Source organism: Saccharospirillum salsuginis (assembly GCF_014651855.1).
Lineage (GTDB): Bacteria > Pseudomonadota > Gammaproteobacteria > Pseudomonadales > Natronospirillaceae > Saccharospirillum > Saccharospirillum salsuginis.
This window is the reverse complement of record NZ_BMXR01000002.1, coordinates 566,897-591,176: the sequence shown is the minus strand read 5'-3', so window position 1 is coordinate 591,176 and position 24,280 is coordinate 566,897. Positions and strand designations below refer to the sequence as shown.

At 59.7% G+C, this 24,280-nt stretch carries 18 protein-coding genes; 7 read left to right on the top strand and 11 right to left on the bottom strand.

Annotated features, from left to right (window positions below):
* Positions 1-105: 105 nt before the first annotated feature.
* Positions 106-4,287 carry an EAL domain-containing protein gene (locus IE111_RS05725; protein ID WP_189607531.1) on the top strand — a complete coding sequence of 1,394 codons (4,182 nt, stop codon included), beginning with the start codon at positions 106-108 and terminating at the stop codon, positions 4,285-4,287.
* A gap of 6 nt (positions 4,288-4,293) precedes the next feature.
* Here IE111_RS05725 and kynU read toward each other — a convergent pair whose 3' ends face one another.
* From kynU to gpmI, 10 genes are all read right to left on the bottom strand, one after another.
* Positions 4,294-5,544: a kynureninase gene (gene kynU, locus IE111_RS05720; protein ID WP_189607530.1), complete on the bottom strand. Its 1,251-nt coding sequence runs from the start codon at positions 5,542-5,544 to the stop codon at positions 4,294-4,296.
* 117 nt (positions 5,545-5,661) lie between these two features.
* The gene (locus IE111_RS05715) at positions 5,662-6,546 is read right to left on the bottom strand and encodes a DMT family transporter (RefSeq protein WP_189607529.1); all 885 of its coding nucleotides are present in this window, start codon (positions 6,544-6,546) and stop codon (positions 5,662-5,664) included.
* Positions 6,547-6,638: 92 nt separating this feature from the next.
* Entirely contained in the window at positions 6,639-7,391 is a 753-nt protein-coding gene (locus IE111_RS05710; RefSeq protein WP_189607528.1) for a TatD family hydrolase, read from the bottom strand.
* A gap of 89 nt (positions 7,392-7,480) precedes the next feature.
* Complete coding sequence (locus IE111_RS05705) at positions 7,481-8,101, bottom strand: DUF2799 domain-containing protein (protein WP_189607527.1); 621 nt, start codon at positions 8,099-8,101, stop codon at positions 7,481-7,483.
* A gap of 85 nt (positions 8,102-8,186) precedes the next feature.
* Positions 8,187-8,456: a hypothetical protein gene (locus IE111_RS05700; protein WP_189607526.1), complete on the bottom strand. Its 270-nt coding sequence runs from the start codon at positions 8,454-8,456 to the stop codon at positions 8,187-8,189.
* Complete coding sequence (locus IE111_RS05695; protein ID WP_189607525.1) at positions 8,431-10,293, bottom strand: Na/Pi cotransporter family protein; 1,863 nt, start codon at positions 10,291-10,293, stop codon at positions 8,431-8,433. Before IE111_RS05695 ends, IE111_RS05700 begins: the two co-directional genes overlap by 26 nt.
* A gap of 52 nt (positions 10,294-10,345) precedes the next feature.
* Positions 10,346-11,143 (bottom strand): divergent polysaccharide deacetylase family protein, encoded by a 798-nt coding sequence (locus IE111_RS05690; RefSeq protein ID WP_189607524.1) that lies wholly within the window; start codon positions 11,141-11,143, stop codon positions 10,346-10,348.
* A complete protein-coding gene (locus tag IE111_RS05685) occupies positions 11,130-12,437 on the bottom strand; it encodes a S41 family peptidase (RefSeq protein ID WP_189607523.1) in 1,308 nt (435 codons plus the stop codon). The genes IE111_RS05690 and IE111_RS05685 overlap by 14 nt, the downstream gene beginning before the upstream one ends.
* 92 nt (positions 12,438-12,529) lie before the next feature.
* Positions 12,530-13,696 (bottom strand): murein hydrolase activator EnvC family protein, encoded by a 1,167-nt coding sequence (locus IE111_RS05680; protein ID WP_189607522.1) that lies wholly within the window; start codon positions 13,694-13,696, stop codon positions 12,530-12,532.
* A 316-nt stretch (positions 13,697-14,012) separates the two neighbouring features.
* Complete coding sequence (gene gpmI, locus IE111_RS05675; protein WP_189607521.1) at positions 14,013-15,560, bottom strand: 2,3-bisphosphoglycerate-independent phosphoglycerate mutase; 1,548 nt, start codon at positions 15,558-15,560, stop codon at positions 14,013-14,015.
* A gap of 399 nt (positions 15,561-15,959) precedes the next feature.
* Here gpmI and IE111_RS05670 point away from each other — a divergent pair, with 399 nt between their 5' ends.
* The 5 genes from IE111_RS05670 to IE111_RS05650 all read left to right on the top strand — a co-directional run bounded on the left by IE111_RS05670 (position 15,960) and on the right by IE111_RS05650 (position 20,505).
* Positions 15,960-16,379, top strand: coding sequence for a rhodanese-like domain-containing protein (locus tag IE111_RS05670; RefSeq protein WP_189607520.1), 420 nt, complete (start codon positions 15,960-15,962; stop codon positions 16,377-16,379).
* 27 nt (positions 16,380-16,406) lie between these two features.
* A complete protein-coding gene (gene grxC, locus IE111_RS05665) occupies positions 16,407-16,682 on the top strand; it encodes a glutaredoxin 3 (protein ID WP_189607519.1) in 276 nt (91 codons plus the stop codon).
* A 65-nt stretch (positions 16,683-16,747) separates the two neighbouring features.
* The gene (gene secB / locus IE111_RS05660; protein WP_189607518.1) at positions 16,748-17,194 is read left to right on the top strand and encodes a protein-export chaperone SecB; all 447 of its coding nucleotides are present in this window, start codon (positions 16,748-16,750) and stop codon (positions 17,192-17,194) included.
* 96 nt (positions 17,195-17,290) lie between these two features.
* The gene (locus IE111_RS05655; protein WP_189607517.1) at positions 17,291-19,291 is read left to right on the top strand and encodes a sensor domain-containing protein; all 2,001 of its coding nucleotides are present in this window, start codon (positions 17,291-17,293) and stop codon (positions 19,289-19,291) included.
* Positions 19,288-20,505, top strand: coding sequence for a Zn-dependent hydrolase (locus IE111_RS05650; RefSeq protein ID WP_189607516.1), 1,218 nt, complete (start codon positions 19,288-19,290; stop codon positions 20,503-20,505). The genes IE111_RS05655 and IE111_RS05650 overlap by 4 nt, the downstream gene beginning before the upstream one ends.
* Here the strand turns inward: IE111_RS05650 and thiI are convergent, their stop codons facing one another.
* Positions 20,506-21,969, bottom strand: coding sequence for a tRNA uracil 4-sulfurtransferase ThiI (thiI, locus tag IE111_RS05645; protein ID WP_189607515.1), 1,464 nt, complete (start codon positions 21,967-21,969; stop codon positions 20,506-20,508).
* Between the two features lie 409 nt (positions 21,970-22,378).
* Here thiI and glnA point away from each other — a divergent pair, with 409 nt between their 5' ends.
* A complete protein-coding gene (gene glnA, locus IE111_RS05640; RefSeq protein ID WP_189607514.1) occupies positions 22,379-23,785 on the top strand; it encodes a glutamate--ammonia ligase in 1,407 nt (468 codons plus the stop codon).
* Positions 23,786-24,280 lie beyond the last annotated feature (495 nt).

Sequence of the window (24,280 nt, the reverse complement as noted above, 5' to 3'; positions counted from 1 at the left end):
GACAGGGCGCACCATCATATTCCGGGGTGGGTCTTTGCCAGCCCATAGAGCGCAAGCTAGACTGTACCCTTCAATGAGTAGCCGGAATGACGGGGAGCAGTCACAATGGGGCAAACAGGCCAAGCGCCTTCGAACCTGGTCATTCTGGGGGCCTCGGCGGGCGGGTTCCACGCCATGGCGGATTGCCTGAGGCAGCTTCCGAGGGACTTCCCTTATCCGATCATATTAGCTCAGCACTCCGAAAAGACGCACAAGACGCTGATCCCCGAACTGCTCAAGGATGCCAGTCCGTCACCGATCCGGGTAGTGGACGATGGCATGCCCATCGAATCCGGCCATCTCTATGTCCTGCCCTCCAGCTCCAATACGGTCATCACCGGGGAGCACCGGTTTTCAACCCTGCCGTCCATTGAAAGTCTGCCGACCCCGTCCATCGACTTGCTGGTGACCTCGGCGGTAGAGCACTTTGGCCATCGAGTCGCGGTCATCATTCTATCCGGTGCGGGTTCGGACGGCCTTCATGGTTGCCAGGAAGTTTCTGCCCGGGATGGCCTGGTCATCGCGCAGGACCCCTCAACCGCCCAGTTCAAGTCCATGCCGACAGCGGTAGCCGACAGTTGCGCCCAGCATGTATTGAGTCCGGAAGCCATTGGGCGCCAGCTGCCGGAACTCCTGGAGCAATGGCGAAAATACAGGCACCAGCAGAGCGAAATCGAACAGAACCGAGGCTTGTTTCAACGGGTTCTTACCTATATCGATCAGCAAACCGACCTGGACTTCAGTGGCTACAAGGAAGGCACTCTCAGTCGACAGATTCAACGCCGGATGTCCGAACTCCAGCTTCCCGATCTTGAAGCCTATTTGGCTCACCTCGAGCACGACGACCTGGAAGCGGAAACGCTGGCAAACAGCATCCTGATTTCCTTCACTCACTTCGCCCGCGATACGGAAGCCTTCTCCGAGTTAAACCACTGCCTGGAAGAGTCCCTGGTCGGTCACAACCCCGACGAGGACTTTCGCATCTGGGTTATCGGGTGCTCGACCGGCGAAGAAGCCTATTACATCACGATGATGGCGATGGAACTGATCAAAAAACACCGCCTGGATTTCAGGCTTCGAGTATTCGCGACCGATTTGAGCGAAGACAACATCAAAAAGGCGAGGCGCGGATTCTACCTGCTTCCCGATGTTTACAGGCTGGAACGAAGCTGGTTGAAGAAGTACTTCACGCGTGTCAAGGACGGCTTTCAACTGTCCGATGAGGTGCGCGAGTGTATCGTATTCTCCGTCCACGATCTGATACGCAACCCGCCACTGCGCGGAATCGATCTCGTCAGCTGTCGTAATCTGCTGATCTACTTCAAACCGAGACTGCAAAAACAGGTGTTGAGCATCATCCACTATGCGTTGAAACACGATGGCTTGCTGTTTCTGGGTCGATCCGAGTCCATCACGCAGCAAAAATCCCTGTTTAAAGTAGTCAGCGAGAAGAGCAAGCTGTTTCGTCGTCTGCCGGGGAAAGCACGACTGCCAGACCGGCTGAAGCAAAATCTGAAAACCAGCCCGGCCGTGGGCATGACCATCGACGGCAGCCACCCCGACGGCCCGACCCGCGCATTGGCCGACATGGCCCGGTCGATACTGAGTGAACGCTACCAGCCGGCGGCTGTACTGTTTTCCGACGACGGATACATCGAACATTTCTTCGGCGACTGTTCCCCGTTTCTGACGGTCGGTAAGGGTGGCACCAAATTCACCATCTACAATTTGCTCATTCCCGAGTTGCGCAATGAATTGCGACCTTTGTTGATCAAAGCCACCAAGTCGCACCAGACGGTGAGTTCTTCGCCCATCGAGCTGGACCGGGAAGACGAACGGCACATTCGACTGACCATAACCGCCCTCGACAAACAGGGTATCAGTGGCTATCTGATGGTTTTCGAACGATACCTCACGGGGGAACAGGTATTGTCGCTGGACCCCAGTGAACGTGACAGCGACGAGGTGCGAACGCTCAAGCAACAACTACTGGTTACCAAACAGGATCTGGACAGCGTCATTTCGGAACTGGAAAGTTCCAACGCCCAGCTTCAGGTTCTCAACGAGGATACCCTGGCGGTCAATGAGGAACTCCAGGCCACCAACGAAGAACTGGAAACCACCAACGAAGAGCTGCAGGCTACCAATGAGGAACTGACCACGGTCAATGACGAGTTGATGGCAAAGACGGTCGAACTGACCACCATCAACAGTGAATTGAAGAGTCTGATCGAGAACCTGGTCGAAGCGGTCATCGTGGTCGACCTCAAGTTCGATATTCTCAACTACAACCAGAAATCGTGCGAATACTTTCACAATCTGGGGCCCTGGGGCGCCACCAACCTCTCGGCCCTGTCGCCAAAACTCCCGATAGAGGGGCTGACCGACCAGGTCCGACGGGTCATGAACCAGGGTGAACCGGCACAAAGCGAAATCGCACACGAAAACCACTTCTATCAGCTGTCGATTCACCCCATTCGCGATCACAAGGATGGTTCGAATTCCATCATAGGCAGTATGGTCGCCCTGATTGACAACACCACCGAGCAACAACTCCGGCAGCGGCTGGAGTTGACCTCCGAGGTCTTTCAACGCACCCATGAACCCACCCTGATCCTGGACGCCGACTTCCGGGTACTGGCGGCCAATGAAGCCAGTTCCGATTTGTACCGTCAATCGTCGGGTCAGTTAGTCGGCATGCAACTCAGTTCGTTGTTCCAGACGCCCGAACAAACCATCAACAAACTGCCCGATCGGGCCCTGACGGTTATTGGCGAGCGACGGTTCGAAGGCTTCATACTGGCATCGAAGGCATCGAAGAACAGCTACATTCTCAACATAAAGGCGTTGTCGGACGCCAATGAGGTGACCTACTGCTACGTTGCCAGCTTGCTGGAAGCGGATGAACAGCAAAAGAACCGCTATCTGATCGAGCACTACGCCAATTATGATCAACTCACCCAACTCCCCAACCGATACCTGTTCAACCAGCTGGCTCAACAGGCCATCAAGGAAAACCATCGCACGAGCGAGTCCCTGGCGATCCTTTTTATCGATCTGGACAATTTCAAGACGGTCAACGACAGCCTGGGGCATACGACAGGCGATCTGGTTCTGCAGGAAGCCGCCAGGCGGATCCGGTCGAGCGTCCGCCCATCGGATATTGTTACCCGATTCGGCGGCGACGAATTCTGCATACTGACACGGCTCGATGAACCGCATATGGACTTACCCGAGTTCGCGGAGCACTTGATCGAGGTCCTGTCGAAAACCTACGAGGTCAAGGGGCATTCCGCTGAACTGTCGGCCAGCGTCGGCATCGCGATACATCCCGAGGACGGGGACACGATCGAGACGCTGCTGAAGAACGCGGACGCGGCCCTGTATGTGTCGAAAAGTTCAGGCAAGCACGATTATCACTTCTTCACCGAGCAGATCCAGATCGAAGCCGAGTCACGCCATCGACTGGGCAACCAACTCAAGAAAGCGACCCTGAACCAGGAATTCGAGCTGTACTACCAGCCTCTTTATCGAATCAGTACGGGTGAAATCGTCGGTGCCGAGGCTCTGCTGCGCTGGAAAGACCCGGAGGGGTATTTTGTGTCCCCGGGCGATTTCATACCCATCCTGGAAAATCTCGGATTGATCCACGAAGTGGGTCGCTGGGTTATTCGCGAAGCCATAGCCAAGTTGGCGCAATGGTCCTCGATGCTTGAAGGGTCATTTTACATCGCGGTCAACAAGTCGGCGATTGAGTTCGATGGCAACCCAGGCCTGGCTCAAGAGATATCGGACATGATCACCAGCCTGCCATCCCCTCAAAACCTGTGCATCGAGATCACGGAATCCGTTCTGATCAACAAGCCGGACAAGGCCATCGAACAATTGAAACTGCTCCGGGAAAACGGGGTTCGGGTCGCTCTGGATGATTTCGGTACCGGCTACTCCTCGCTCAGCTACCTGAAGCGCATGCCGGTTGATCTGGTGAAAATTGACCAGAGTTTCATTCGCGACCTGGATCAGACCGACGGCAGCCTGGGCATGGTCTCCGGCATCATTGCCCTGTGCCACCAACTGGACAAGGAAGTGGTAGCGGAAGGCATCGAACGCTCAGGCCAATTCAACGCCTTGAAAGAGGCCGCTTGCGATGTCGCCCAGGGATTCGGCTTGTCCAGACCGTTGCCGGAGGATCGGTTCGAGGCTCTGCTTCGCTCCGGCACTCGGGTGGCGGATGAGTTGCCCGGTTGAGTCGCCTCAGGTCACCTGACGTCGATGGCGATACTGCGGGTTCTCCCACAGGCGGTTGCACATGATGTCCGCGAGATGTTCCACCGCGCCCCACAGATCCACGTATTGCACATACAGCGGTGCAAACCCGAACCTCAGGATATCCGGTGAGCGGTAGTCGCCGATGACGCCGCGGTCGATCAACGCCTGCACGATGGCATAGCCTTCCGGATGGGCAAAGGACACCTGGCTGCCCCGCTGTTGCGGTTCTCTCGGTGAAACCAGTTCGAACCCGGCGTTCGGGCACCGCTCCTCCACCAACTGGATGAAGTGTTCGGTCAACGACATGGATTTCTTGCGCAGCGCGAACATATCCACGTCCCGGAACCGATCCAGACCGACCTCGAACAAGGACGCGGCCACCACCGAGGTTGTACCGGTCAGAACCCGGCGAATGTCCGGTGCCGGCGCATAGTCGTCGCGCATGTCGAAAGGACTTTCGTGACCGAACCAGCCGCTGAGCGGTTGTTGCAAGGTGGATAAATGCCGCTCGGCGACAAACATGAAAGCGGGTGCGCCCGGCCCCCCGTTCAGGTATTTGTAGCCGCAGCCGATCGCGAAGTCGGCCCCCACGTCGTTCAATTCCACCGGCACGGCCCCGGTGCTGTGGCTCAGGTCCCATAGGACCAGGGCGCCGCATTCGTGCGCGCGCCGGGTAATGGCGGTCATATCGTGCAACCGGCCGCTCTTGTAGTGAACGTGGGTGAGCACGACCAAAGCTGTACTTTCGTCGATGCGATCGATCAGGCTGTCGGCCGGCTCTGTGACGAGCTCCGGTTCCCCGGCCGCGAAGTCGCACAGCCCCTGCAACATGTACAGATCTGTGGGGAAATTGCCGGGTTCGGAGAGAATCACCCGACGCTCGCGGGACGTTTGTTGTTGTATGCGCAAGGCGGCGGCCGCCAGCTTGAACAAATTGACCGAGGTGGAGTCGGCCGAGATGACCTCATGTGGTTGCGCACCGATCAACGGGGCGATCTTGGCGCCGAGCCGCTGCGGCAGATTGATCCAGTCCGCCTCGTTCCAACTGCGGATCAGACCCTGCCCCCATTGCTGCTCCACGACTTCACGGACACGCCCTTTCGCCGCCTTGGGCAGAGCACCCAGCGAATTACCGTCGAAATAAATCACGCCTTCGGGGATATCGAAAGCGTCGCGATGGTCGGCCAATGGGTCCTGGCGGTCCAGTTCCAGCAAGTCGTCTCGGTTCAACGGCATGGCATTCTCTCGTTGCTCGTGGAGTTGCCGTCATACTAGCTCAATGCCGAATTTCAATGTCAGTGCGAATCATGCAACGTGCTTTTTCAGTGTCGGAGCGCACGCCGTGCACTCTCGTCAAGTCAGCAGCAATACCACACTCACCAAAACCAGCGCCATGCCCCACCCTTCGTGTTTATGAATGCGTTCGTGGAATACCCAGTGTGTAATGGCCAGCGTGATGAAAAACTCCACCTGACCTAGGGTTTTCACCAGGGCGGGGTTGTGCAATGACATGGCCGTGAACCAACCGATGGAGCCCAGCGCACTGGTAACGCCGATAAAGCCGGCCAGTCGGCGATGACGCCACAAGGCCCGCCAGGGTTTCGTCTCGGTCCAGGCCAGCCAGACCCCGCACACTACTGTCTGGATGACGATCATCGTCAGCAGGGTAACGGCCGCGGCCAGGACGAGATCGACGCCCAGAGTATGGGCGGCGGTTCTCAGGCTCAGAGAGGCGACCGCGAACAAGGCACCCGAGGCCAGCCCAAAAGCAAGCGCTGGACTGCGCCAGGCCCCCCGCTGAGACAGCAAGGTACGAAGATTGCCGATCACCAGAATGCCGAGAAAACCGATCACCAGCGCGAGCCACCCCTGGATCGACAACGGCAGCCCGAACAGCAGCCAGCCGATGAAGGCGGTTTGCAGGGCTTCGGTCTTGGCGAGCGTGGTGCCGACGGCGAAGTTGTTGAACCGGAAAGCGGTGATCAGGCACCAGGTCGCCCCGATTTGCGCCAGTGAGGCCAGCATTGCCCAGCCGAGGAAGCCACCGGTCAGTGACGGCGTCACCGCTTCCTGACTCCAGGCCAGACCGGTCAAATACACCAGTGCGACCGGCAGGCCGAACAGATAGCGGGCGAAGGTGGTGCTCATGGCACTGAGGTGTTGCGATAATTGCCGCTGTCCGGCCGTGCGCACGGCCTGCATGACAGCGGCCATTAACGTAAATGCGATCCAGCTCATGGGAGGCTCCTGATTAATGCCTTCCCGACAGTACTGAATCTCGACTCATGCCACTAGTGAATAGTTTGTATGATTTGCATAACCAATTGGAATCAAATACCGAATAAGGTTCGGGTATTAGCGCTGGTCTGTGCCATGAGATCCGCGGTCGTCACGCCCCGGGCCTCCGCCAGATCGTCGGCGGTTTGCAGGAGATCGAGCAAAGGGATGGTGTGCACGGGATGCTTGGGGCGCATGTCCGGCGCATCGGTTTCCAGCAACAGGCGGTCGGCGGGAATGCGGGCGAAAGCGTCCCGGGTTTTACCGGATTTCAGAATCAGGCTGCCGCAGCCCAGCCGCCAGCCCTTGTCGATATAGGCCATGGCCTGCTCGTAAGGTCCTGAAAAGGCGTGGATTACGCCCGTGACACGCGGGTATTGCTTCAGATAGTGCAGTACCCGGTCGTGCGCTTTCACGGCATGGATGATGACAGGCAGGTTCCGATCTTGCGCCAAGCGCAGATGCTGTTCAAACCAGGCTTCCTGGTGGTCGGCCGGCGGCCGTTTCGGCTGACCGTTGTAATAATCCAGGCCGGTTTCTCCAATGGCGACAACCGTCGTGCTGTCGTCCAGCTGACGGCTCAGGACGCCCATTTCGGCGTCATGCTCAGGCAGGAACCAGGGATGATGACCGAAGGCCAAATGGACGCGTGGGTCCCGTTCAAACCGGTGCTGGGTGCGCTGCCACTGGCTGGGGTCGGTTCCCGGCAGGATCCAGTGGCGGATGTCGTTTTCCTCGGCCCGTGCCATGGCATTGGGCGGGTCGGGCAGGTAATCCAGATGGCAATGGGAGTCGATCCAGGGCATGGTGCGCGCGTTGGTTCCGATAGATCAACAAACCCTAGCAGAAATGAGGCCGCTGTGGGTGCGCGACCCACAACGACCTTGGGGTCGCGTCAATAATAGCTGTAACGTTCTTCCAACACGCGCAATCTCGCCTGGGCTTCGGCCAGCTTGCGAATGAGTTCCTGGTTGCGCTGGGTCAGTTCACCCTTGCGCTCCTTGAGCTGGGCAATCTCTTCGTAGATCACGCGACGCTGGTCCTCCGGTGTGCCGGTGGCGAACAGAGCCGCTTCTTTCTCGATCAGCACCTCGTCGATCCGGTCGATCTCCGATTCGTTACTGCGTTGCTCACTTTCCAGCGAACTGATTTCGGAGCGGACGGTGTAAATCTGACGACCGGCCTCGTAACCGTCGAGGAACTCCGGCTCCAGGGACGGAGGGCATATGCCGTTGTATTGATAACCGCCCAGCGCACGATTAAACCCGTTGCGTTCGGTACAGAAGCCGAGCAGGCCTTCGTCGTGACCGTCCTGGTAAGCACGCAGGTCCGGGGTAACGCCGTGTTTGGCGCAGGCTTCGCGGTGGGAGGCGATGCGGGTGGAGGGGTAGCCATTGGCTCCGTCTTCGTAGCCGATGGAATACCAGTCGGCGGTGATGCATTCGTCTTTGCTAAGGGTGGCGCAACCGGACAGCAGCACCAGGCTGGCCAACAACAAGGCCCCGAGCTTCTTCATTCGCTTTCCTTCCCAGATATGGACAAACAGTGGACCGTATTTTCGCACAGAAAACTGAATCGGTCATGAACGGAGGTGTGGCGGGCTATTCCCGCCGTTGGTTGCGCAGTTCCTGCAGATGCGCCTCGCCTTTCTCCAGGTGCCGCCGCACCAGTTTGAGCCGATCGCTCAGGACCCGGCGCTGCGCTTTGTCGGGATCATTGTCCAGCGACTCGATCAGCTCGGCCTCGCGCTTGCGCAACTTGCGCAAGGTCTTCTCCAGGGCTTCGACCTGTTCCTGGCCGGTATTGCGCTCGTCCGACAGGATGTCCTGCAGGCGTTGCACCCACTTACGGATTTTTTGCATCTGGGACATCGTCGGACTCCCGGTTCGATTGGGCGTACAAATCTGCCTCATCCCGCGTCAGCGAGAGATCCCGATGGGCAGTATAGTCATAGTCGTCCGACGATGTCGCGAAATACAACTGGCGGGCCATCTGCACCAGATTGTGCCCGATGTTCAGGGTATAGCGACTGTCATTGACGACACTGCCGACCACATCGGCCGGAATCTCCTGGCGGACCACGGCTTCATCCAGCTCGCCATTGGTGACAATGTCCTGCCGGCTCAACGTCACCTGCAACTCGCTCAGACGCAACATGGCTTCCTCGGGGTCGGGCAGACTCAACAGGGATCGGAGGGATCGTATCAGCCGGCCCAGTTCGATGCGAAAGGCATTGTATTGCCGGGCCACACCGTCTTCATCGGTCACCGCGTACCGCTTGAGATTCTTTTGCAGGTGTTTGACATCCTTGAGCGCGTTGACCAGGTCACGCACGGCCAGTTTCAGCTCGAACAGGACCTTGTGCTGCTGCTCGGACAGCTCTCCCTGAATGCGCGACGACAATTGCAGAACCTCGTTGTACAGGGGTTTCACGTCCTCGTTGTAGAGCCGGTCGAGGTCCAGATGTTCATCGATGGTCGGCGACGCGGGCACGCCACTGTCCAGATCCGTGGTCCGGTGTCCGTCGCTGTCGGTGAGGTAGAGCCCCCGCTCGATCAGCGCCAGTGTGGCTTCCCACAAAAAGCGGGTCTCGTTGATGATGGCTTCCATCGCGGTATCGGGATGCGCCAGAACCGCCCGGCGGCGGTGTTTGTCCAGCCGACCGGTATCCGCAGGCTGGGTGCGATGGTGCCGATCGGGAAACACATAGCGCACTGCCCGCATCAAGGGCGACACGAAGGGCAGCATGACCAGGATGCCGGCCAGGTTGAACACGGAGTGGAACAGCGCCAGTCGCAGGGTGTCGGCGTCCTCGGCCAACTCCAGAGCGCTCGACACCCAGTCCACAACGGTCATGAACGCCGGAAAGGCCACCACGGCCAATATCGCGGTGACGCTGTTGAAGATGAAATGCGCACCCGCCAGTTGACGGCCGGACGCATTGGCCCCGAGCGCACCGATCATGGCAGTGATGGTCGTCCCCACATTGGCACCGATGGCCAGGGCGACGGCGTTGTCGAACGTGATCTGGGACAGGGATAATGCTGTGATGGTCAGAATCAGGGTCGCGTGACTGCTTTGCATCAGTACTGTCGCCACGATGCCGATGACGGAATAGATCACCAGTCCCTTGAACCCGCCGATGGACCAGGCCGCCAGGTCGAGGTGTTGCTGCAGGTCGTTGAAGCCGGTTTTCATGTAATGAATGCCCAGAAACAGAAAACCGATCCCGGCCAGAACATGCCCCAAGCCTTTCAGAGGACGCGCTCGTTGCATAACGAACAGGATGCCCAGCACCAGCATGGGCATCGACCAGGTGCTGATGTCCACTTTCAACCCGAACAAGGCAATGAACCAGGCACCCGAAGTGGTGCCGAGGTTGGCTCCGAAGATGAAACCGACCCCCTGACGCAATTCCATCAAGCCGGCACTCATAAAGGATATGGCGACCAGACTGACCAGCGAACTGGATTGCACCAGGGCGGTGCTGCCGGTCCCGAAGACGATGCCCTTCCACAACCGGTTGGTGACCAGTCCCAGCCACCGCTTCAACGACCCGCCGGTAAAGGCGCGAAATCCGCTGTCCATCGACAGCATACCGAACAGGAAGATGGCGATACCGGCCGCAATGCTTTGCAGTTGCCCGCTCCAGATAAACCCTGCGATCAGGAGGCAGGACACCAGAGTCAACGCAAGGTATCGGAACATAGAGAGTCCTTTTACGACAGTCGTCTGTTCAGCTTAGCAGCCGAATACGGGGTCAGGCGCCGAGCGGGGTGTTATTCGGTCGCCAACGCGGAACGGGACGCTTCTCGGGCGGGTTCAACAACGACTTGATCGAGACCCATTCGATGTCCCGGTATTGGGCCGGATTCAAGCTCGCGAAGAAGGCCAGGGTTTCGGGATAGGGATGACAGATGATGGTGACCGAGCCTTGCTCTCGGGCGATCGCCAGGGCGCGCTGCCATTGCCGGGCCAGGAAATCCGGCGTCTGCCGATGATCCAGAAACACCTGCCGGCGGTGCCAGGGCACGCCCATGTCATGCGCGACCTGCCAGCCCTGGGAGTCGGCCACGGTGAGGCTGTCGAAAAAGAAGAGGTTTCGATCCCTGAGCTCGGCCATGATCCAGGCCATGGCTTCGGGATCGCGGGTCAGGCGGCTGCCCATATGATTGCTCAAACCCTCGGCGTGGGGCACACCATCGAGCCCCTGCCAGAGGTTGTCGAGCAATTGCAGCCGCCCTTCTGCCCGGTCCAGCCCAAGCGGCCCCAACGGGAAGTCACTCTGGTTGGACATGGGCGCGTGAACGATGACCGTCTTGGCGGCTTGATTGCTCGCTTCGGCCAACCGTTCGGTATAGGGACGTCCGGGCATGATCGCCACGGTCTTGATGTAGGGCACCTCGATGGCGGCCAGGCCGCTGCGCCACTGGTTGCCGAGGTCGTCGACGACCACGGCAACACGGGGGCGCGCCTCGACAGAGGCCCATACCGGGGAGGCGGCGGCCCACAACGCCAACAGCAGGGCCGCGCTAAGTGTGATCTTACCGGGCCGCATTCAGTATGCGCATGCCTTTGAGCATAGTCAGAGCCTGGTACAGCTGATAATCGTCGATAAGCTGCTGTTCCTGGCTTTCCTCCCCTTTCTCGGCACGATCACGGCTGCCGTTTTCGCCTTCCGGGTTCGCCAGGTGGCCGGCCAGATCGGCTTCGGTGTAATACGGATTACCGTTTTCCTGGGTCAGTTTGCCCGGACGGACTTCGATATCCGGTACGATGCCCTGAGCCTGAATGGAGCGACCGCTGGGGGTGAAATAACGTGCCGTGGTCAACTTGATGGCGTGTTCCTGGTCCAGCGGCAGGATGGTTTGCACCGAGCCCTTGCCGAAGCTGCGGGTGCCCATGATGACACCGCGCTGATGGTCCTGAACGGCGCCAGCGACAATCTCGGATGCGGACGCGGAACCGCCGTTGATCAGCACCACCAGATTGACACCGTCACTCGGGTCGTCACCGTGGGCGGTGAAGCGGCTGGCGCTGTTCGGCAGGCGACCTTCAGTGTAGACGATCAGGCCGTCGCTGATCAGCGCGTCGACCACATCGACCGAAGCCTGCAGAACACCGCCCGGGTTGTTGCGCAGATCGAGCACCAGGCCGTCCAGCGAACCGTCGTTTTCGTCGCGCAGCGACTCCATCGCTTCAATGAAATCCTGACCGGTACGCTCCTGGAACTGGGAAATCCGCACATAGCCGAAGCCCGGCTCCAACATGCGTGAGCGAATGCTGGTGACCTGAATGATGTCACGGGTGATCTCGAACTCGAGCGGCTTGTTCTCGCCTTCCCGGGCGATGGTCAGCGTCAGGCTGGTGCCCGGCTTGCCGCGCATCAGGGTGACGGCATCGTTGATGGTCATGCCCTTGACCGGCGTATCGTTGATCTGGGTGATCAGGTCCCCGGATTGCAGACCGGCGCGATAGGCCGGGGTGTCGTCGATGGGGGCGACGATGCGGACAAAGCCGGTATCGTCCAGCGTAATCTCGATGCCCAGGCCACCGAACTCGCCCGAAGTGCTTTCGCGCAGATCGGCGAAATCTTCCGGCGTCAGATAATCGGAGTGCGGGTCCAATCCGGACAGCATGCCCTCGATGGCGCTCTCCAGCAATTCACTGTCGTCCACGTCTTCGACATAGGCCTGCTTGATGCGCTCCAGCACCTGGGACAGCATCCGTACATCGTCCACCGGCAGGCGGGACTGCGACTTTTCGGCATGCACACTGCTGACGATACCAATGGAAATGCCGAGAATCAGCGCGGTAACCGCGCTCAACCAAGGACTGCGGATCAACTTCATAAGGGTTCCTTTCACATCAGTGTTGGGTTGCATAGAGTCGACCAAAACTGGAACACTCTCGTTGCCGGGCCTGACATACAGACACCGTCATTCTATCGTTTTTTAAGCCAATTCGCCGGGTTTTCCGGCTGGCCGTTGCGTCTCAATTCAAAGTAGAGGCCCGGTTCGCTGAAACCGCCGGACAACCCGACCTCCGAAATCACATCACCGGCATTGACCCATTCCCCTACGGTACGCAACAAACTCTGGTTCCGACCATAGAGGGACATCATGCCATCGCCGTGGTCCAGGATCACCAGCAGCCCGAACCCGTTCAGCCAGTCGGCGAACACCACGCGACCGTGATGAACCGCCTGGACTTCGGCGCCGCTGTCGCCGCCGATCAGCCAACCCTGCCAGCGCAGGCGCGAACCGTTGATGGGGGTGCCGTAATTGGCACGAATTCGCCCCTCCAGAGGCCAGGGCAGCTTACCCTTGACCTCGGCCATATCGATGCCTTCGGGGAATTCCAAAGACAGGTCGGCCAGTTCGGCCTCCATACGGTCGACCAACTCGTTGAGCTGCGCCTGCTCGGCCTGTTTGCGGGCCAATTGTTGCTCAACCGCTTCGGCTTCCTCTTCGAGGTTCGCCAGAATCTGGGCGCGCCGGTTCTTCTGCGCAGCCAGCTCTTCCCGGGTGTCCACCAGTAACTGTTTGTCCGCTTCCAGACGTTCCGTCAGCGACTGTTGCTCGTCGATCACCTCGGCCAATCGCTCCGACTGTTCGATCCATCGACGCAATTGGGCGTTCTGATCCTCATTGAGGATAGCAAAATAATGCATCTGCCGCGCAAGCGCCTCCGGGCGGCGACCGGAGAGCAACAGCTTGATCAGCGGTTGGTTGTTCTGTTTGTACGCCAATCGCAACAGATCGGCCATGGCTTCACGCTGGTCGTCCAACTGCTGTTCGAGTCGACGCTGCTCGGCACCCAGCTCATCGAGCCGGCTTCTCGCCTCGGCCAGGCGTGCCTCGGTCGCCCGCAATTGGCGGGTCTGCTCGCCGAGCTTGCGCTCGGTCTCCTCCAACGCCTGGCGTTGTTCGGACACTTCGGCTTGACGTTCTTTGGCCTCGGCTTGCAACGACTGAATCTGACCCTGTAGTTGCTCCAGTTCGCGCTGTTTCAAGCTGAGGTCGTCCTCGGCCTGAACGGACACAGCGACTGCGCCGACCACAGCCAGGGTCAGTGACAGCCGAACACTGAAAGAGAAAAACCGGGACACGAACAGATAAGGCCTTCTTGACCGGAGTTGAAGCACTAGCGTACCTGTGAATGCTCCGAAGGCTAACGCATGCGAGGCGGGGAGAAAAGCCACGCCCTTTTCGGGCGGGGCTTATTTCGAAGTCTTTACGCGGCCAAACATCCGCTCGGCGAAGGCCGGGTTGGAGCTGACGGACTGTTATGTGGCCGCTGTATGTAGGGCGGAAGAGCGAAGCGAGATCCGCCGATGGGATGATCGACCAAGGGGCCATGCCTTTGCCCCGTTTGAAACGGCGGATATCGCCTTCGGCTCTTCCGCCCTACAAGGGGTGTTCCCGCTACTTCTCAATCAAGCTCTCGCCGGTCATTTCCTGCGGCTTGTCGATTCCCAGCATCGCCAGCAAGGTCGGCGCGATATCGGCCAGACGACCTTCCTTTACTTTGGCTTCCTTGTGCTGCCCGGTGACGTAGACCAGCGGCACCGGGTAGTTGGTGTGGCTGGTGACCGGGCCGCCGGTTTCCGGGTCGACCATCAACTCGACATTGCCGTGATCGGCGGTGATCAGGCATTCGCCGCCGGCTTTCAAGGTGGCTTCGGTAACGCGGGCCAAAGCCGTATCGAGGGTCTCGACCGCCTTGATCGCGGCATCCATCTTGCCGGTATGGCCCACCATGTCGCCATTGGCGTAGTTGCAGACCACCAGATCGTATTGACCGCTTTCGATGGCTTCGACCAGTTTGTCGGTCACCTCGGGAGCGCTCATCTCCGGTTGCAGGTCGTAGGTCGCGACCTTGGGCGACGGAATCAGGATGCGGTCCTCACCTTTGTAGGTGTCCTCGCGGCCACCACTGAAAAAGAAGGTGACATGGGCGTATTTTTCCGTCTCGGCGATGCGCAACTGCTTCCGACCCTGCTGCTCCATCACTTCGCCGATGGTGTTGACCAGATTCTCCGGCGGATAAGCCACCGGAGCCGGAATGTCGGCGGCGTATTCGGTCAGCGTGACGAACGCCGACAGTTTCGGGCGAACGCTGCGATCGAGGGTGCTGTCGAGGTTGTCTTCGACGAACGCCTTGGTCAGTTCGCGGGCACGGTCCGGGCGGAAGTTCATGAACACCACGGCATCGCCGTCTTCAATGACCACCGGCTTGGCGCCATCGGCCCGTACCGACGTGGCCGGAACGAACTCGTCGTCCTTGTCCTGCTCATAGGCAGCGTGCAGGGCATCCATCGGCGTGGAGGCGACGATGTCGGCATCGCCCCTGGTCAGCAGGTCATAGGCGGCCTGAACCCGCTCCCAGCGGTTATCGCGGTCCATGGCATAGTAACGACCGATCAGCGAAACAATGCCGCCGACGCCGGCTTTTTCCAGCTTGGCTTCCAGTTTCTCGACCGACGGCATGGCGGAGCGCGGTGGCGTATCGCGACCGTCCAGGAACGCGTGGACATACACGTGCTTGGCGCCGCGTTGCACCGCCAGATCAACCATGGCATGCAGGTGATCCTCGTGCGAGTGCACGCCGCCGGGCGACAGCAGACCGAGAATATGCACAGCCTTGCCGTTCTCAACCGCTTTGTCGACGCCTTCGGTCAGTGCGGGGTTCTCGAAGAAATCACCGTCTTCGATGGCCTTGGTCACCTTGGTGAAGTTCTGGTAGACGATGCGACCGCCACCCAGATTCATGTGACCGACCTCGGAATTCCCCATCTGGCCGTCGGGCAAACCGACATCCATGCCGGATGTCCTGATCAAGGCATGCGGGTACTCCTGCCAGAGTCGCTTCCAGGTGGGGGCATTGGCCTTTTCGATGGCGTTGGACTGGGATGTTTCGCTGTAGCCGAAACCATCGAGAATCAAAAGGACTGCCGGTTTAACCGCTGCCATAAAGATCAACCTCCGGGTCGAAAATGTAGGAAAATTACATGAGTGCTAGTGTACTGATTCAACTCCCCTGTGGCGAGTGGATTCCCATTCAATCCAATAATGGGAACTCAAGCTTCGGAATTCACTAATGGCTAGCCCCGGATGCCGGGTAGACCCATTCGGGGATGTCGGCAGCCAGGATGGCTGCCGTCAAGCCCCCATGGATGGGTTCACGGCGACCCCGAATGGGTCTACCCGGCAGCCGGTGCGGGTTCTGGCACCAAAGCGCGAACGCCTAAACTTGAGATGGGAAAATTGGTTGTTCGGCGCCGCATCCGCGACCCGGACATCTATGGATCATCCAAGCGCTGGTGTATACTCCGGCGCTCACTTTTTCATCGACCCACAGAGCCCGTACCTATGCTGGAGCAATTGATCGAATTCGTCCTCAACCATTGGATCCTGTCGGCCATCTGGCTGGCGCTGCTGATCGCCCTCTTTGCCACCGAGAGTAGCAAAGGCGGCAAGGGTGTCTCCCCGCAGCAAGCCACCCAGTTGATCAACACCGAGGATGCCAAGGTCGTCGATGTGCGTCCGAAGGAGGATTTCCGCAAGGGTCATCTGCCGAACGCGATCAACATTCCAGCCAAGGACATGCAGCGCCGCCTGGGTGAACTTGAAGATTACAAGGACACCCCGATCATCTTGGTGTGCAAATCCGGTACATCCGCCGGTGCCAGTGGTGCCCTGCTGGCCAAGGCCGGCTTCAAGAAACTGCACAAACTGAGCGGTGGCGTCATGGAGTGGCAGAACAACAGCCTGCCACTGGTGAAAAACTGAATTCCGGTCGAGACCGAGGTCGTACCCATGTCCACCGCCCCCGTTACCCTGTATACGACACAATGGTGTCCGTTCTGCATCCGCGCCAAACAATTGCTGGACCGGAAAGGCGCCGCCTATCGGGAAATCAGTGTCGACGGCCAGCCCGAGTTACGCCAGGAAATGATGCGGAAAAGCGGTCAGTTCACCGTACCGCAAATCTGGATCGGTGATCGACACGTGGGTGGCTGCGACGAGTTGTTCGCCCTGGAGCGGGCCGGTCAGCTGGACGCCCTGCTCCGCGACGCCGGTCAGCCGGACTGACACCGGCCCTCGACGGAACCGCACATCATTACAAGACAACCCCAAGGAATTCATTAGGAGCCCGCATGACCGAACAACAAAAACCCCAATTCGCCATTCAACGCATCTACACCCGGGACGTCTCGTTCGAATCCCCCAATGCCCCGGCCATCTTCCGCGAAGAATGGAAGCCCCAGGTCAAACTGGACCTGAACACCCGGACCCGCTCGCTGGACGAAGGCGTCTACGAAGTCCTGCTGATCGTGACCGTCGAAGCCAAGCTGGGTGAACAGACAGCCTTCCTGGCCGAGATCCACCAGGCCGGCATCTTCACCCTGTCCGGTTTCCCCGAGGAAACCCGTGACCAGATGCTCGGTGCCTACTGCCCCTCCGTGCTCTTCCCGTACGCGCGTGAAGCGGTCGACGCGGCCGTCACCAAGGGCTCTTTCCCGGCGCTGATGCTGGCCCCGGTCAATTTCGACGCCCTTTACCTGCAAAACAAGCAGAAGAACGAATCCGAAACGACCAATTGAAGCGATGTCGTTAACATCGTAACTTGAGCGACTGGGAACGCCATTTCCCGGTCGCCATTCAGGCCCAATGACGGGCCGACACCAAGAGGGCAGCCCGTGAGAGAGGGTGACGAGCGGTCACCTCTGAAGGCCGCATTCGAACAGAGCCCCCGTCCGCAGTTGGTTTGCGACCGATTCGGGGCGATTCAGGCCGCTAACCCCGCTTTGGCGGCCTGGCTGTGTTGTGACGTTCAAACACTGGACGACTGGTCCGTCGACCAGTTTCTGCCCTCCCTGACACCTCACCAACTGTCTCTGACCGATGGCGCCCGGACCATACTGACGACCGCCGTGACGGCGGGTCGGGACCAGCGGGTTCAGGTGGATATTCAATCGTTCCGGCTGGGTGACCACGACGGTTTCCTGATTCAGTTGAAGACGGTGGAAGAAGAAGGGCTGATGCAACACCGCCTCTACGCCCTGTTCGAATCCAGCATGGACGGCATCGCCTTCGCCACCATCGACGGCAATTTCCAGCTCGCCAACCAGGCCTTTCTGGACATGCTGGGGCGCGCAGCACAGGACGTCATCGGTCGCAATTTCCGGGAATTCACGCCTGAGGAGTACCTGGAGGAGGAAGACCGCCGCTACCGCGATCAGGTATTGGAAGACGGTGTCAGTGAAGTCTACGAAAAACACTATCTCCGCGAGGACGGCAGCCTGATCCCGGTATCCATCCGTCTGGCGCTGGTACGCGACGCCGACGGCAATCCGGAAGGTTGCTGGTCGATCTGCCGCGACAGCTCGCTGCGCAACCAATTGATCGAAAGCCTGACCAGCAGCGAACGCCGATTCCGCGCCCTGTTCCGCAACAGTCTGGATGCGATCGCGTTCTGGACCAAGGATCATGAACTGCGCTACGCCAACCGCGCCTATCTCGACATGATCGGTTACAGCCGCGAAGAGCTGACCAACCTGACTTACCACGACCTGACACCGCCCGGCTGGGAAGAGGTGGATCACGAAATCACCCGTCAGGTGGAGGAACACGGTTATTCGGAAGTCTTCGAAAAGGAGCTTCTGCACCGTGACGGCCGTGTCGTACCGGTGTCCATTCGCGCCAGCGCTTTTCGTGACAATCGGGGCGAGATTGTCGGCAGTTGGGTGATTTTCCGCGATATCTCCCATTACAAAACGGCGCTGAACCAGCTCCAGCACAGCCAGAACCTGCTGCAGCAGACCAACCGCATGGCCCGGGTCGGCGGCTGGGAATTCGACACCCAACAGCAACGGTTCGCCTTCACCGAGGAGACCTATCGGATCCTGGCCATCCCCCGGGCGTTCGATACCTCGCTGGACAGCATCAAGAAGCTGTTCGACGAACCCTCCGGCCGCCAGCTCGTACGCCAGGTCGGCGGCACGCTCTACACCGGACAGCCGATGGACCTGGAAGTCACACTGGACGGTTTCGACCCGGCCCGCTGGCTGCGTGTGACCGCCCAGGTCGCGACGGATTCACGCGGTCGCAACTATGTGGTCGGCGCTGTACAGGATATTTCCGAGTTCAAGGCTCGCCAGCGCAGCCTGGAAATCGACCGGGACACCTTCCAGCAGATGGCCTTCCATGACCCGCTGACCGGCCTGCCCAACCGACTGCTGCTGGAAGACCGCTTTCGCCAACTGGCGTTCAGCGCCGACCGGTCGAGCAGCCACATCGCCGTATTCGTCATCGACCTGGACGACTTCAAGGTCATCAACGACAACAGCGGCCACCCGGCCGGCGATGCCCTGCTCAAGGCCATCGCCCAACGACTGCGCGGAAATGTCCGCCAAAGTGACACGGTGGCGCGCCTGGGCGGCGACGAGTTCATCGTGCTGGCCTCACTGGAATCGGCCGAAGAGGCGACCATTGTCGCCAACAAGCTGATCCAGGAATTGCAGGCGCCCATCGAGTGGGACAGCACCCGGTTACACAGCCGATGTTCGATGGGTGTGGCCGTCTATCCCGAGCAGGGCGATCATTTCGATGCCCTTTACGAAGCCGCCGACAAGGCCATGTACAAAGCCAAGGCCAGCGGCAAGAATCAATTCCACTCATTCAATCCGAAGGTGTTATGACCCACTGGGGCGAAGACGCACTGGAATGGTGCAGAACCCTGGCCGATCGGGTGGAGCGGGCCGAGGCCGGCTCGACCGGCTATCTGTCCGCCACCCATCACGGCCTCCACGAACTGTTGATCGACGGGCTGGACGACGCCGGCCTATCCCACTGGCGCGATGCCGCCGGCAATCTTTGGGGACGACTGGAAAGCGACCGGGCGGAGGCGCCTGTTGTCCTGCTCGGCGCCCACCTGGACACCGATCTGGACAGCGATCCTTTCCTCGGCGTCGTGATGCCGCTGCTGGTGTTGCGATCACTCAAACAGGATGCGGTCCAACTGCCGTTTCATCTCGACCTGGTCGCCTTCGCCAATGACGATGGCCATCGATTCGGGGTGCCGCACCTCGGCAGCATGGCCGTGGCCGGCGGTTGGGATGCGGGTTGGGCCAAACTGCAGGACCGCGACGACACCAGCCTGGCCGAGGCCTGGTCGCGATTCGGCCTCGACGCCACCCGGGCCCACCGGGCCAGCCTTCAGGGTTCGCCGATCATGGCCTACCTGGAAACCGGCATCGAACAGGGTCCGGTACTGGAAACCGAAGAACTGCCGGTCGGTATCGTGACTGCGCTGGCCGGCACGCGCCGGTTCACCATCGAGTTCAACGGCACCGCCGGTCATGCCGGCACCGTTCCCATGCACCTGCGCCAGGATGCGCTGGCGGCCGCGGCCGAGTTCATCCTGATCGTCGAGCGGGTCGCCCGCGAACACGGTGTCAACGCCACCGTCGGACGCATCGAGTCCCATCCCGGCGACGCCGAAGTGATTGCCGGCCAGGCCCGGATCAGCCTCGATTTGCGCAGTGAACAGGACGCCAGCCGGGATGCGGCCCTGTCGACCATCTGGGAGACGGCTCGACTCGCCTGCCAGGAACGCGAGATTGAGATGGAGTGGGTCGAGACCCGGGCGACGCCCGCGGTGACCTGCGCCGACTGGCTGCAGCTGGAATTGGCGCACGCGATCGAGGATGCCGGTTTGAGGCCGCGTTATCTGGTCAGCGGCACCGGCCAGGATGCCGCCGCGATGGCCCGCCTGTGCCCGGTGGCCATGCTATTCGTGCGCTGCCAGGGCGGGGACAGCCACCAGGGCGACAAGGCCGTTAGCGTGGACGATGCCGATGTCGCCGGACAGGTGCTGAAAGACTGGGTATTGAGACTGGCGCGTCCGCGTTAATCAGTCCCGGTGGTAGACACCGACATTGTCGAAGCCGGCATCCTTCAGGTGCAGGGCGTGGAGCTTGCTCATCACGCCCTTGTCGCAATACAACAGGTAATGGACGTCCGGATCCAGGCCACCGAACCGGCGGTTCAGACTGTAAAAGGGAATCTGCAGGACTTCCTGCCCCGCCAGCTCCAGCGGTGATACTTCGGCTTCGGTCGGGTGGCGCACATCGATCACCGTCACCGGCCGATCGGAATCGGCGGGCGCGTCCAGATCCGCCTCCAGATCATCCTGACTGACCCAGGTCATCTCGTCGATGGCCTCGGTCTTCGCCGCTTCGACCGCCTGCTCCAGTACGGCCCAGTCGAAGTCCGTTTCAGCGGCTTCCACATCCACCCGCTTACAGGCGGCATTGGGCTTACGGGAAATCACCCCGCAGTATTCCGGCATGCGCTCGGCGAAGGTCGCGGTGCCAATGTTCCGGGCGATGTCGATGATTTCGGGCTTGTCGGTCACGATCAGCGGGCGGATCACCAGGCTGTCGGTCACGTCGTCGATGTGGCTCAGGTTGGGCAGCGTCTGGCTGGATACCTGGGCGATGGCCTCGCCGGTCACCAGGGCCGGAATGCGCTGATAGGTCGCGACCTGTTCGGCGGCGCGCATCATCATGCGCTTGAGCACCACGCCCATATAGCGGTCCTCGACCTTGGACAGAATCTCTTCGACCACGCCCTCGAACGGCACACTGACGAAATTGACCTTGTGCGAACTGCCGAACTTCTTCCACAGGTAGTAAATGACTTCCTTGACTCCGTTTTCATGGGCCGCGCCGCCAAGATTGAAGAACAGGAAGTGGCTTTTCACGCCCCGGCGCAGCATCTGATAGGCCGCCACCGTCGAGTCGAAGCCACCGCTGACCAGCGACAACACCGTTTCCTGGGTGCCCAGCGGATAGCCCCCCATGCCGCGCCGTCTCTGTTTGACCACATAAACCCGGTTGCGCTTGATCTCGAGCTTCACCTCTACCTCGGGGTGCTTGAGACGCACACCGGCGGCATCGGTGAACTTGTTCAAACCACCGCCGACATAGCGCTCGGCATCCACCGAGGAAAAGTCGTGATGGCCGGACCGCTTGACCCGCACGCAGAACGTCTTGCCCGCCAGATCCTCCCGCCAGACCGAGAGCGTATCGCGCACCATGTCGTCGAAATCGCCCAACGGGAAATCGACCACGGCGTTGTAGAAGGCGATGCCGGGGATGCACTCCAGCGCCTCCTCGATGGCCTCGTTGATCCTGTCTTCGGTGGCGTCGGGCGTGCGCACCAAAATGGAATCCCAGTCGTTGCGCACAGTGACGTCGGGATGAATGCGCCGCAACACGTTGCGGGTGTTCTGGGCCAGGCTTTTGGTCATCAACTGCCGCACCGGCTTGGTCTTGATGGTAATTTCCGGATGCAGCTTGATCGTATACAACATAAGGTTTCTGTCTTCGGTCGGGTCGTGCGGGCGCGTGAGTATAGCGGTCCGGCCCGCCAATTTCATCCGTCCCCCGAATCCATGACGCCCCCGGACGGGCTGGTCACTCCCGACAGTGCACCAAAAGTGCGCACCAATTCTGTGCAAAGCTCGAATCAAGGCACTATATTGGTGCGACGATAGAGCAGCCGAACCCCGGCGATCGCCCGGAAAGCCCCATGGGACTGGCTTAATTGTCGTTGGCACAGCACTTGCTCTCACCATGCACACAGATAGTGCTTTGCCGTGTGGCTTCTGGTTCCAACGGGTCGTCAGGCTCGAGCGGTCATCACACGCGGCGACACCACCGAATTGAATCGCCTTAAATAGCACACCGGCCCCACGGGCCGTTCAACCTGGAGACGTACATATGTCAGAGCATACTCTGAAACTGCTAAAAGACTCCGAAGCGAAATGGGTTGACCTGCGCTTTACCGACACCAAGGGTAAAGAGCAACACGTAACCATTCCGGCCAAGGAAGTGGACGATTCCTTCTTCACCGACGGCAAGATGTTCGACGGTTCGTCCATCGCCGGCTGGAAAGGCATCAACGAATCCGACATGATCCTGATGCCGGACGACGAAGCCACCATCCTCGACCCGTTCACCGAAGACGCCACCATCATCGTTCGCTGCAATATCGTCGAACCGTCCACCGGCGAAGGCTACAACCGCGACCCGCGTTCCGTCGCCAAGCGCGCAGAAGCCTACCTGGAATCCACCGGTCTGGGCGACAAGGCCATCTTCGGTCCCGAACCCGAATTCTTCGTCTTCGACGACGTCAAGTGGGGCGCGGACATCTCCGGCGCCTTCTACAAGATCGATTCCGAAGAAGCGGCCTGGTCTTCCGAGAAAGTATTCGAAGACGGCAACCTGGGTCACCGTCCCAAGGTCAAGGGCGGCTACTTCCCGGTTCCCCCGGTCGACAGCCTGCATGACCTGCGTGCCGCCATGTGCGACGCCATGGAAGCCATGGGCCTCGAAATCGAAGTACACCACCACGAAGTCGGCACCGCCGGCCAGTGCGAAATCGGTGTCGGCGCCAACACCCTGACCAAGAAGGCCGATGAAGTTCAGGTCCTGAAATACGCGGTGCACAATGTGGCTCACGCCTACGGCAAGACCGCGACCTTCATGCCCAAGCCCCTGGTCGGCGACAACGGCAGCGGCATGCACGTTCACATGTCCTTCTCCAAGGACGGCATGAACCAGTTCGCCGGTGACGAATACGCCGGTCTGAGCGAAAACGCGCTGTACTACATCGGCGGTATCGTCAAGCACGCCCGCGCACTGAACGCGTTCGCCAACGCTTCGACCAACTCTTACAAGCGTCTGGTTCCGGGCTTCGAAGCACCGGTTATGCTGGCCTACTCCGCCCGCAACCGTTCGGCGTCCATCCGGATACCGTACGTCTCTTCTCCGAAGGGCAAGCGTGTGGAAGTGCGTTTCGGCGATCCGACCGCGAACCCGTACCTGATGTTCTCCGCCTTCCTGATGGCTGGCCTGGACGGCATCAAGAACAAGATCCACCCGGGCGATGCCGCGGACAAGGATCTGTACGATCTGCCGCCGGAAGAGCAAAACGAGTACCCGACTGTGTGCAGCAGCCTGGAGCAGGCTCTGCAGGCGCTGGATCAGGACCGCGAATTCCTGAAGGCCGGCGGTGTATTCGACGACGACGTGATCGATGCGTACATCGAGCTGAAGATGGAAGAAGTCACTCAGTTGCAGATGACCACGCACCCGCTTGAGTTCGATCTGTACTACTCTGTCTAAGAGCTGATTACAGCCAGAGAGTCAAAACGCTAAAGCCGGCCTTGCGCCGGCTTTTTTGTGCCTGTCGTTTGAGTAGGTGCCCGTATACACCACAGTGATTGTGTTTGCCTTATAGCCAATCGGCCGCAGTGGAGGAACGGCGCGCTCTTCCAGGGGCCGCTGTAAACCCATCCATGGGCGCTTAACTTCGGACCGGGCTGGCGCACCAGTCCATGCCTCAGATACCCCTTCCAGAGCACCCCGTACCTCCACTGCTCAAATTAGCGGACTAATTCACACTTCAAAGCCATCCCTCGAGCAACCCAGACTCCATTCTTGCAGATTCAATGCACTTCATAATTCGTACCGAAGGCATCGTAGCTGCGGGGGTCAGGAGTGGGGGTAAGGGTTTCCGGGGATGTCGACCGCATGGATGCGGTCGCCAAGCCTACATGGATGTATTGAGTGGGCGGCACACCGCGCGACCCCGGCAACCCTTACCCCCACTCCTGACTC

What these genes read in the sequence shown, in the direction of transcription:
- IE111_RS05725 (WP_189607531.1), top strand. Translation starts at nt 106, where the DNA reads ATGGGGCAAACAGGCCAAGCGCCTTCGAACCTGGTCATTCTGGGGGCC.
- kynU (WP_189607530.1), bottom strand. Translation starts at nt 5,544, where the DNA reads ATGCCGTTGAACCGAGACGACTTGCTGGAACTGGACCGCCAGGACCCA.
- IE111_RS05715 (WP_189607529.1), bottom strand. Translation starts at nt 6,546, where the DNA reads ATGAGCTGGATCGCATTTACGTTAATGGCCGCTGTCATGCAGGCCGTG.
- IE111_RS05710 (WP_189607528.1), bottom strand. Translation starts at nt 7,391, where the DNA reads ATGCCCTGGATCGACTCCCATTGCCATCTGGATTACCTGCCCGACCCG.
- IE111_RS05705 (WP_189607527.1), bottom strand. Translation starts at nt 8,101, where the DNA reads ATGAAGAAGCTCGGGGCCTTGTTGTTGGCCAGCCTGGTGCTGCTGTCC.
- IE111_RS05700 (WP_189607526.1), bottom strand. Translation starts at nt 8,456, where the DNA reads ATGTCCCAGATGCAAAAAATCCGTAAGTGGGTGCAACGCCTGCAGGAC.
- IE111_RS05695 (WP_189607525.1), bottom strand. Translation starts at nt 10,293, where the DNA reads ATGTTCCGATACCTTGCGTTGACTCTGGTGTCCTGCCTCCTGATCGCA.
- IE111_RS05690 (WP_189607524.1), bottom strand. Translation starts at nt 11,143, where the DNA reads ATGCGGCCCGGTAAGATCACACTTAGCGCGGCCCTGCTGTTGGCGTTG.
- IE111_RS05685 (WP_189607523.1), bottom strand. Translation starts at nt 12,437, where the DNA reads ATGAAGTTGATCCGCAGTCCTTGGTTGAGCGCGGTTACCGCGCTGATT.
- gpmI (WP_189607521.1), bottom strand. Translation starts at nt 15,560, where the DNA reads ATGGCAGCGGTTAAACCGGCAGTCCTTTTGATTCTCGATGGTTTCGGC.
- IE111_RS05670 (WP_189607520.1), top strand. Translation starts at nt 15,960, where the DNA reads ATGCTGGAGCAATTGATCGAATTCGTCCTCAACCATTGGATCCTGTCG.
- grxC (WP_189607519.1), top strand. Translation starts at nt 16,407, where the DNA reads ATGTCCACCGCCCCCGTTACCCTGTATACGACACAATGGTGTCCGTTC.
- secB (WP_189607518.1), top strand. Translation starts at nt 16,748, where the DNA reads ATGACCGAACAACAAAAACCCCAATTCGCCATTCAACGCATCTACACC.
- IE111_RS05650 (WP_189607516.1), top strand. Translation starts at nt 19,288, where the DNA reads ATGACCCACTGGGGCGAAGACGCACTGGAATGGTGCAGAACCCTGGCC.
- thiI (WP_189607515.1), bottom strand. Translation starts at nt 21,969, where the DNA reads ATGTTGTATACGATCAAGCTGCATCCGGAAATTACCATCAAGACCAAG.
- glnA (WP_189607514.1), top strand. Translation starts at nt 22,379, where the DNA reads ATGTCAGAGCATACTCTGAAACTGCTAAAAGACTCCGAAGCGAAATGG.